General features: G+C 72.6%; 7 protein-coding genes, 1 tRNA gene and 1 riboswitch. Of the genes, 6 read left to right on the top strand and 2 right to left on the bottom strand.

What is annotated here, in order from left to right; translation table 11 throughout:
- From EST54_RS35125 to EST54_RS31780, 4 genes are all read left to right on the top strand, one after another.
- The coding region (locus tag EST54_RS35125) for a hypothetical protein (protein ID WP_392567431.1) at window positions 1-201 on the top strand (201 nt) is incomplete at its 5' end.
- 300 nt (window positions 202-501) lie between these two features.
- Entirely contained in the window at window positions 502-2,634 is a 2,133-nt protein-coding gene (locus EST54_RS31790; RefSeq protein ID WP_129251162.1) for a DEAD/DEAH box helicase, read from the top strand.
- A 177-nt stretch (window positions 2,635-2,811) separates the two neighbouring features.
- Window positions 2,812-2,887 (top strand) — tRNA-Lys (locus tag EST54_RS31785).
- A gap of 369 nt (window positions 2,888-3,256) precedes the next feature.
- Window positions 3,257-4,339 carry a PP2C family protein-serine/threonine phosphatase gene (locus EST54_RS31780; RefSeq protein ID WP_129251161.1) on the top strand — a complete coding sequence of 361 codons (1,083 nt, stop codon included), beginning with the start codon at window positions 3,257-3,259 and terminating at the stop codon, window positions 4,337-4,339.
- A 41-nt stretch (window positions 4,340-4,380) separates the two neighbouring features.
- Here EST54_RS31780 and EST54_RS31775 read toward each other — a convergent pair whose 3' ends face one another.
- On the bottom strand, window positions 4,381-5,550 hold the full coding sequence (locus tag EST54_RS31775) for a DUF2332 family protein (RefSeq protein WP_129251160.1): 1,170 nt from the start codon (window positions 5,548-5,550) through the stop codon (window positions 4,381-4,383).
- A gap of 291 nt (window positions 5,551-5,841) precedes the next feature.
- Window positions 5,842-5,988, top strand: a riboswitch (cyclic di-AMP (ydaO/yuaA leader).
- A gap of 11 nt (window positions 5,989-5,999) precedes the next feature.
- Here EST54_RS31775 and EST54_RS31770 point away from each other — a divergent pair.
- The gene (locus tag EST54_RS31770; protein WP_129251159.1) at window positions 6,000-7,136 is read left to right on the top strand and encodes a M23 family metallopeptidase; all 1,137 of its coding nucleotides are present in this window, start codon (window positions 6,000-6,002) and stop codon (window positions 7,134-7,136) included.
- Between the two features lie 149 nt (window positions 7,137-7,285).
- A complete protein-coding gene (locus tag EST54_RS31765) occupies window positions 7,286-8,242 on the top strand; it encodes an aldo/keto reductase (protein ID WP_129251158.1) in 957 nt (318 codons plus the stop codon).
- A gap of 28 nt (window positions 8,243-8,270) precedes the next feature.
- Here EST54_RS31765 and EST54_RS31760 read toward each other — a convergent pair.
- Window positions 8,271-9,145, bottom strand: a protein-coding gene (locus EST54_RS31760; RefSeq protein ID WP_174857557.1) for an IS5 family transposase whose coding sequence is annotated in 2 segments (ribosomal slippage) — window positions 8,271-8,434 and window positions 8,434-9,145 — 876 coding nt in all. Because the reading frame shifts where the segments join, the coding sequence is not laid out codon by codon here.
- Between the last annotated feature and the right edge of the window lie 87 nt (window positions 9,146-9,232).

Raw genomic sequence — 9,232 nt, 5'->3', positions numbered from 1 at the left:
GTTTCCGACGGCGTACGCGCACTGCCCGCAGCCGTCCGCAGCGCCTACCGCTCCCGCCGTACGGCCCCCACCGCCACGCCTCCCGCACAGCCGTCGCCGCCGCCGACCACCCCCGCGCCGCCGCCCAGCACCCAGGCGTCCGGGCCGTCCCCCGTCTCGCCGGTGGCGTCGCAGTCGGACGTGTACGGGGACGAGGCGTAGGGCCAGGGGGCGAGGAGGGGGTCGGTGGGGACCGGCGCAGGGCCGGGCACGAGGGCTGTCGGTGGCCCGGGTGAGCGTGCCGCGCGTGGGGCGGAAGGCGTGGTCAGAAGGCCATTTGCCATCCGGGGTGCGGAGTGCGTATGGTGGTAGATCGTTTGATCCCATTTGCCCGGCGCCAGAACAGAAGCGCGCCGCGTGGCGCGTTCTCTCCCTTGCCGTGGCTGACCGCATAGAGGCGGTCGTTGTGAAACACACGGAGTTTGGGCGCGTGCCGAGACTCCGGAAGGTTTCGCATTTCGCATGTCCATTTCCACTGAGCAGTCCGTCATGCCCGCAGCCGACGAGCAGGCGGTCTCCCAGGTGACGGCAGCCGACGAGGCGCCCGAGACCGACACCGACACCGTCACCTTCGCCGATCTCGGACTGCCCGAGGGCGTCGTCCGCAAGCTCGCGCAGAACGGCGTCACCACCCCCTTCCCGATCCAGGCCGCGACCATTCCGGACGCGCTGGCCGGCAAGGACATCCTCGGCCGCGGCCGCACCGGCTCCGGCAAGACGCTCTCCTTCGGTCTGCCGACCCTGGCGCAGCTCGCCGGCGGCCACACCGAGAAGAAGAAGCCGCGCGCGGTCATCCTCACCCCGACCCGTGAGCTCGCGATGCAGGTCGCGGACGCCCTCCAGCCCTACGGCGACGTCCTGGGCCTGAAGATGAAGGTCGTCTGCGGCGGTACGTCCATGGGCAACCAGATCTACGCCCTGGAGCGCGGCGTCGACATCCTCGTCGCCACCCCGGGCCGGCTGCGCGACATCATCAACCGCGGCGCCTGCTCCCTGGACAACGTCCAGGTCGCGGTCCTCGACGAGGCCGACCAGATGTCCGACCTGGGCTTCCTGCCCGAGGTCACCGAGCTGCTCGACCAGGTGCCGGACGGCGGCCAGCGGATGCTGTTCTCCGCCACGATGGAGAACGAGATCTCCACCCTGGTCAAGCGCTACCTGACCAACCCGGTCAGCCACGAGGTCGACAGCGCCCAGGGCAACGTCACCACCATGACCCACCACGTCCTGGTCGTGAAGCCGAAGGACAAGGCGCCGGTCACCGCCGCCATCGCCGCCCGCAAGGGCCGCACCATCATCTTCGTCCGCACCCAGCTGGGCGCCGACCGCATCGCCGAGCAGCTCGTCGAGTCCGGTGTGAAGGCGGACGCGCTGCACGGCGGCATGACACAGGGCGCGCGGACCCGGGTGCTCGCGGACTTCAAGGACGGTTACGTCAACGCGCTGGTCGCCACCGACGTCGCCGCCCGCGGTATCCACGTCGACGGCATCGACCTGGTCCTGAACGTCGACCCGGCCGGTGACCACAAGGACTACCTGCACCGCTCGGGCCGTACCGCCCGCGCCGGCCAGTCCGGCACGGTCGTCTCGCTGTCGCTGCCGCACCAGCGCCGGCAGATCTTCCGCCTGATGGAGGACGCGGGCGTGGACGCCTCGCGCCACATCGTCGGCGGCTCCGGTGCCTTCGACGAGGACGTCGCCCGGATCACCGGCGCGCGCTCGCTCACCGAGGTGCAGGCCGAGTCGGCCAACAACTCCGCCAAGCAGGCCGAGCGTGAGGTGGGCGAGCTCACCCGCGAGCTGGAGCGCCTGCAGCGCCGCGCCACCGAGCTGCGCGAGGAGGCCGACCGGCTGACCGCCCGCGCCGCCCGCGAGCGTGGCGAGGACCCGGCGGAGGCGCTGGCCGCCGCCGCGGAGACCGCCGAGGCCGAGGCCGCTGCCGAGGTTGCCGTACCGGCCCAGAGCGCCGCGTCGGACGAGCGCCGCGACGAGCGGGGCAACTTCGACCGCCGCGACCGCCGTGACGACCGCTCCGGTGGCCGTTCCTTCGACCGTGGGGACCGCCGCGAGGACCGCGGTGGCTTCAACCGTGACCGCGGTGGCGACCGTGGCGGCTTCCAGCGCGACCGTCGTGACGACCGCTCGGGCGGGCGTTCCTTCGACCGCCGGGACGACCGCGGCGGGTTCAACCGCGACCGTCGTGACGACCGTTCCGGTGGGCGTTCCTTCGACCGCCGCGATGACCGTGGTGGCGAGCGTGGCGGTTTCAACCGCGACCGTCGTGACGACCGCTCGGGTGGGCGTTCCTTCGACCGCCGGGACGACCGTGGTGGCTTCAACCGCGACCGCGGGGACCGTCCCAGCCGCCCGTTCAACCGTGACGACCGCTCCGGCGGCCGGTCCTCCGGCGGCTACCGCTCCGGTGGCGGCGACCGTCCGTTCAACCGCGACGACCGCTCCGGTGGCCGTCCCTCCTCCGGTGGCCACCGCTCCGGCGGCGACCGCCCCTACGGCCGCCGCGACGACCACCGTGGCGCCACGACCGGCTCCTTCGGCCGCCGCGAGGACAAGCCGCGCTGGAAGCGCAACGGCTGATCGCGGGCGCTGATCCACAGCGCTGACGCAGGGCCCGTACGCACGCAAGTGCCGTACGGGCCCTGTGCGTTGGGGGAGGCGGACGCCCCCGGGAGCGGCCCCGCGCCACCCCGCGGGGCGGCCGTACGGCTAATGCCTTCGGGCTGTGGCACCTCCTCGGGCTATGCTGCTCGGTGCGGGCCATTAGCTCAATTGGCAGAGCAGTGGACTTTTAATCCATTGGTTCAGGGTTCGAGCCCCTGATGGCCCACCAGAAGCGGACGGGAGAGCCGTCCGGAGTGCCGAGCGGCGGCACCTGGGGCCCGGGCCGGAGACGGTCCGGGCCTTCGTCGTCCGCCGGTGTCCGGGGCGGTGCCAAGTGCCCCTGAGGCGGGTGGCGCTGGGGTGTGCCGAGCCCGGTGCGGGGGCGGCCGGGGAGACCCGCGGCTCCCCGCGCCCGTCCGGCCCCTGCGGGTGACCCGTCCGGCCCCCGGCGATTCGCCGCCCGGTCCCGTACGGGCAACCCTGAGGACGGCGAGACGGCCACTTAGGTGCCCGTGCGGACGGGCAGCAGGGGAAGAGGCCGGTGCGGAGACGCGAAGATGCGGCAGCCCCTGAGGGCGGCGGGGAGCGGCGGGCCCCGGTGCCCCCGTCCGTCCGCCGTCTGGTGCGCCGGCTCCCGGCCCTGCTGATCGTCGGCGGCCTCGCCTTCGGGATGGCGACGCCGCCCGGCTACACCGCCGCCCCGTTCTTCGCCGCCGCACCGCCGATCGCCGCGCCGCTGTCCTCGCTGCGGACCACCGCCCTGACGGCCCTGGCCGCCACGCTCGGCGAGGTCTGGACCGTCGTCTACCGTGGTGCCGCCCAGGACCGCCGGGCCGCGGTGACGGAGATCGTCCTGGTCCTCGCCGTCTCCCTGCTCGCGCTGGGCATCAACCGGGTGGTGCGGCAAAGCGGCGGGCACCCGGCCGCCGTACAGGAGGCCGCGGAGGCCGCCCAGCGCGCCGTACTGCCCACGCCGCCCGCCGAGCTCGCCGGGTTCGCCGTCGCCGCCCGCTATCTGGGCGGGCGGACGGCCGCCGGGGCCGGCGGGGACCTCTACGCGGTGCAGGAGACCCCGCACGGCATACGGCTGATCGTCGGCGACGTACGCGGCAAGGGCTTGCCGGCGGTGGTGTCCGCGATGGCCGTCCTCGGTGCGTTCCGCGAGGCTGCGGATCACGAGGCCACGCTGGAGGCGGTGGCGAACCGGCTGGAGCGGGCGCTGGAACGGGAGCGTGAGCGCTGCGACGGACCCGAACGGTCCGAGCACTTCGCCACCGCCCTCCTTGCCGAGATCCCCGCCGGTGGGCCGTCCGTTCTGCGTGTGCTCCACCGCGGGCACCCGTCCCCCCTGCTGCTCACCCCGGACGGCGGGCTGCGCGAACTGCTTCCCGCGGAGCCCGGGCTCCCCCTGGGGACGGGCGGGATGGGCGGCTCGCCCGGCCGGCCGGACGAGACGTTCTTCCCGGCCGGTGCGCTGCTGCTCTGCTTCACCGACGGGGTGACCGCGGCCCGTGATCTGTTCGGCCGCTGCTACCACCCGCCGGGCAGACTGCGTGGCGGCCGCTTCCCGGACCCGGACGCCCTCCTGGACACCCTCGTCGAGGACATCACCCGGCACACGGGCGGCGAACCGGCGGACGATGTGGCCCTGCTGGCGGTGCAGCGGCCGATGGGGGAGTAGGGGTGGAGTAGGGGTGGGGCCGTACGGGACGCGGCCGGGGCTCAGCTCCCCGGTGCGTGCGCCGCGCCCGGGAGCCGGTGCAGGCTCTGCCCGTACGGGCCGGTGAGGGCGACCGGGTGTTCGTCCAGGGCGAGGGTGAGGAGGGGGCTCTGCGGGTCCGGGTGGGGCGAGCGCTGCGCGGGCGTGGTGAGCCACGGCAGGACGGAGTGATGCTCGTGGGAGATCCAGTGCCCGCCGCCGGCCCGCGCGTCGAGCAGCGAGCGTACGAGACGCGCGAACTCCTCGCGGCGGGCGGGCGGAAGGCCGCCCAGCGCGGCGCTGTGGAAGATGACCAGGGTGGCCTCGGGCGGCGCCTCGGCGGCGAGCGCGGGCAGTTCGCCGAGCGGATCCCCGCGCACGATCCGCGGCCGCGGCGCCGCCCGCACCGCCTCGACGGCCGCCGACAGCCGCGCCGCCCGCTCCCCGTCGCCCGGCCAGACGAGCGCCTGCAGCCAGCGCAGATCGTCGGGCTCGGCCACCGGGTCGAGGGGATCGGGCGCGATCCCCGCCCGCCAGACGATCCTTGGCAGCCGGCAGGCCAGCTCATGGGCCGCCCAGTCCGTACGGCACCCGAACACCGCCGGGCTCCCCGGCGCCCCCGCCTCGATCTCGGCACCAGGGTCCGCACCGTCCGCCCGTCCTGCCCCCTCCTCCGCTTCGTCCGCATACGGGGCATGCGCGTCGTACGAGGCATGCGCGTAGCGGTACCGATAGCGGTCGGGGTGCAGGCCCAGCCCCGCGGACGACCCGGCCTCCAGTAGGGCCAGCGGCTGTGGCAGCCCGGCGAGCAGCGGCAGCAGCGCGGTGCAGCGGGCCGGTTCGTCGGTCCGGGCGGTGCGCCGCATGACGACCGCGCGCACCTCGTCCCAGTGCCGGACCGTCCACTCGCGCCAGCGTGCGTACGCGGCCGCACCGCGCGGGCCCAGATCGGCGTGCGGGCCGTCGAGATGGCGGACGGCGGCGAGCAGCAGGGCCGGCTGCTGCTTCTCGCCGGCCGGCAGCGACCCCGCCAGCAACTCGCAGAACTCCTGGTCGTGGCCGATCCGCGCGCTCAACTCCTCGTGCGCCTCGGACCGCCCCCGCGCCTCGCGCCAGGAGAACTCCCGGTACCGCTCCGCCACTGCCCACGCGCCACCGGCGGCGCCCTCGACGTTCCCGGTGTTGACGACCATGATCCGACGTTACTGCTCTCACGGTCCGTCACTGAGGGGCACCCCTCCGCATAACAACTGACGCACAATCACCGCGAGATCGTTTAGAGCCGGGCGGGCAACTCGTCCGGTTGCGACCCCGATGGGGCAAGAAGTCCATGCCAGAGCTTGGGTACCGGCCGTATGGATTCGCGGGAAGGCTTGGAATTCGGATGCGATCTCTATTACTGTCCGATAACGGAGCGCGGTCGTCCCAGCCGTCGCAAGAGACGGCACCGTGCGCCGACGCCGAATCCCGCACGCGCTTTTCACGCACCCCCAGCACCTCGAACTGCACCAAGGGAACCGGGGAACCACTTCCTTGGGGTGAATCGGACGCCCTCCGCCAGCGGGCGCCCGTAGGAGACCTTCCTGCTCCGAACCCGTCAGCTAACCCGGTAGGCGAGAAGGAAGGAAAGGAGTGCGCCTCCGTGGCGTCCAACAGGCCTGCCCCCGAGGGTCCGTCCGCCTACGAGTTCGATGACCGACTCGATGACCGCGGTGCCTTCCCCGGCCCCGGTGATCCGGGCGGGAACGGCGACGGTCCGTGGGAGGAATGGAATCCCACCGAGGAATCCGTCCGATCCGTCCGCGGTAAGCACCGCGTGGCCAAGCAGCGCTCGGGCGGCCTCGCCCGCGGCGGCACGGTCCTGGGTGTCGGCGTGATCGCCGCGGTCGGCGCGAGCGGAATGGCCTCGGCCGAGGACCGCCCGCCGGTTCCGATCTCGATGCCCGACGTCGGCGGGATGGCCGACGACCTCTCCGACGCGCTCCCGGATGCCGCGTCCCTCCCCGTCGTCGGCGGCCTCATATCGGACGCGGGCTCCTCCACGGACGCCGCCCCGGCATCCGGCTCCACGGTTGCCGCCGCCTCCGGCCCCCTCACCCAGGCCACCCGCACGGGCGCGGAGGACGGGTCCGCCGGCCCCGGCGAGGCGCTGCGCAGCCGGATCCTCCAGCAGGCCGACGCGCAGCAGGGCGCCGCCGAGCAGGAGGCCCGCGACACCGCCGAACACAGCGCTGTCCAACTGGCCGAGAAGGAAGCCACCGCCCACCAGCAGTCGGCCGAGAAGGCCGCAGCGGCCAAGAAGGCAGCCGAGATGGAGGCCAAGCGCAAGGCCGAAGAAGCGGCCCGCCGGAAGGCGGAGGCCGAGCGCCTCGCCAAACTGGCACAGAGCTTCACCGCCCCGGTCGCCTCCTTCACCCTGACCGCCGGCTTCGGCGAGGCGGGCGACCGCTGGGCCGCGGACCACACCGGACAGGACTTCGCCGCACCGACCGGCACGCCCGTCAAGGCCATCCACTCCGGCACCATCACCCAGGCCGGCTGGGCCGGTTCGTACGGCTACCGCATCGTCCTCACCCTCGACGACGGCACCGAACTCTGGTTCTGCCATCTGTCCTCGATGGTGAAGACCTCCGGCAAGGTCAACACCGGCGACGTCATCGCCCGCGTCGGCGCCACCGGCAACGTCACCGGCCCCCATCTCCACCTTGAGGTGCGCCCCGGCGCCGGCGACCCGATCGACCCGATGCCGTGGCTGCGGGACCACGGGATCAACGTGTAACGCCTGTCATGCCCTGACGGCAGGCGCACGTTGGGCGTCGGCCGGGCGAGGTGTAGCGCGGCCGTGCAAGGTATGGCGCGGCCGCGCGAGGTGTGGCGTGGGCGGGAGGAAACAGGAATAACTGCCGTCCCGCCGACGCTGCACCATGCATGACCGTGACTCCAGGCCCCCGAAACCGCACGCCCCTCGGTTCGCTCTCCGTTTCCCCGCTCTCCCTGGGCGGCAATGTCTTCGGCTGGACGGCCGACGAGGCCGAGTCCTTCGCCGTGCTCGACGCGTACGTCGCGGGCGGCGGCAACTTCATCGACACCGCCGATGTCTACTCGGCGTGGGCCCCGGGCAACAAGGGCGGTGAGTCCGAGACCGTCATCGGCAACTGGCTGGCCTCGCACGGCAATCGCTCCGACGTCGTCATCGCCACCAAGGTCGGCGCCCACCCGGCCTACAAGGGCCTGTCCGCCGCGACGATCAAGGCCGCGGTCGACGAATCCCTGACCCGTCTGCGCACCGATTACCTCGACCTCTACTACACCCACTACGACGACGAATCGGTCGAGGTCTCGGAGTTCCTCACCGCCCTCGACGACCTCGTCCGGGCCGGCAAGGTCCGCGAGATCGCCGCCTCCAACATCTCGGCGCAGCGCCTGGAGGAGTCCCTGGCCTTCTCCGACCGCGAGGGCCTGGCCCGCTACGTCGCCCTCCAGCCGCACTACAACCTGGTCTCCCGCGACACCTACGAGGGCGAACTCGCCGACGTGGCGGCCCGCAACGGCGTGGCCGCGGTGCCGTATTACGCCCTCGCCTCCGGCTTCCTGACCGGCAAGTACCGCCCGGGCAGCACGGTCGACAGCGCCCGCACGGCGAAGGCCGCCACGCACCTGGACACCGACCGCGGCCTCCGCGTCCTGACGGCCCTCGACTCCGTCGCCGCCGCCCACGAGGCCGAAATCGCCACCGTCGCCCTGGCCTGGCTCGCCGCCCAGCCCACCGTCGTGGCCCCCATTGCCAGCGCCCGCACGGTGAGCCAGCTGCCCGCGTTGCTGGGGTTGGCGGAGCTGACCCTGACGGAGGCCGAACTCAAGCTGCTGGACGAGGCTTCGGCCTGACCCGGGCCCATAGGCAGTTTCGTTTGGATCATCGGGCTGACCAGAGGAAGATGCCTGCGATGTGGAGTCCGGTCAGGTAGACGGTTGCGGTCTTCTCGTAGCGGGTGGCGAATTCTCGCCACTGCTTGAGGCGGTTGATGCACCGCTCGACGGTGTTGCCCTGCTTGTAGGTCTCACGGTCGAAAGCCGGCGCCTGCCGCCCTGGCTGCCACGTCGCAGTCGGTGCCCGCGTTGGTCGGCCGGAATCGGGATCACCGTCCGGATGCCGCGTTTGCGCAGGCGGTCGTGGATGGCGCGGGAGGAGTATGCCTTGTCCGCCAGGACCACGTCCGTCCGGGTCCGCGGCCTTCCGCGGCGGCGGGGAACGCGCAAGCGGGCCATCACGTCCGTGAAAGCGGGTGCGTCCCCGGCCTGTCCGGCGGTGAGAACGAACGCGAGGCGGCGGCAGCGGGCATCTGCGGCGAGATGAATCTTCGTGCTCAGCCCGCCGCGGGACCGGCCGATGGCATGGTCGGCCGGTTCTCCGGCCGGGGCCCCCTTTTTGCGGGCGGGGTCGGCGGCGTGCTGGTGAGCCCGCACGATCGTGGCGTCCACCGACACGGCCCAGGTCAGGTCCTCGTCCACATCGGCCTGGGCCATCAGCGCGGTCAACACTCGCTCCCAGGTGCCGTCGAGGGCCCACATCCGCAGCCGGTTGTAGACGCCTCTCCAGTTGCCGTATTTCTCCGGCAGGTGGACCCACTGCGTTCCGGTCTGGAACTTGAAGGCGATCGCGTCGATCACCTCGCGGTGGTCACGCCAGCGTCCACCCCGCTTCGGTGTCCGGTCCGGAAGCAACGGCTCGATGCGCCTCCATAGCGCATCTGTTAACGGCACTCCCGGACCAACGACCGGCTGATCCAAACGAAACTGCCTAGTGACCTGAGTCGAAGATTCGTCGTTGGTTGGGTATGAGTCGTCCAGGTCCGAAGATTCCGCCGTTGTCGGTCA

This window comes from Streptomyces sioyaensis, assembly GCF_004122735.1.
GTDB lineage: Bacteria > Actinomycetota > Actinomycetes > Streptomycetales > Streptomycetaceae > Streptomyces > Streptomyces sioyaensis.
This window is presented reverse-complemented; position numbering and strand designations above follow the sequence as displayed.

Coding starts and splice junctions, on each gene's coding strand:
- EST54_RS31790 (WP_129251162.1), top strand. CDS start 502: ATGTCCATTTCCACTGAGCAGTCCGTCATGCCCGCAGCCGACGAGCAG.
- EST54_RS31765 (WP_129251158.1), top strand. CDS start 7,286: ATGACCGTGACTCCAGGCCCCCGAAACCGCACGCCCCTCGGTTCGCTC.
- EST54_RS31775 (WP_129251160.1), bottom strand. CDS start 5,550: ATGGTCGTCAACACCGGGAACGTCGAGGGCGCCGCCGGTGGCGCGTGG.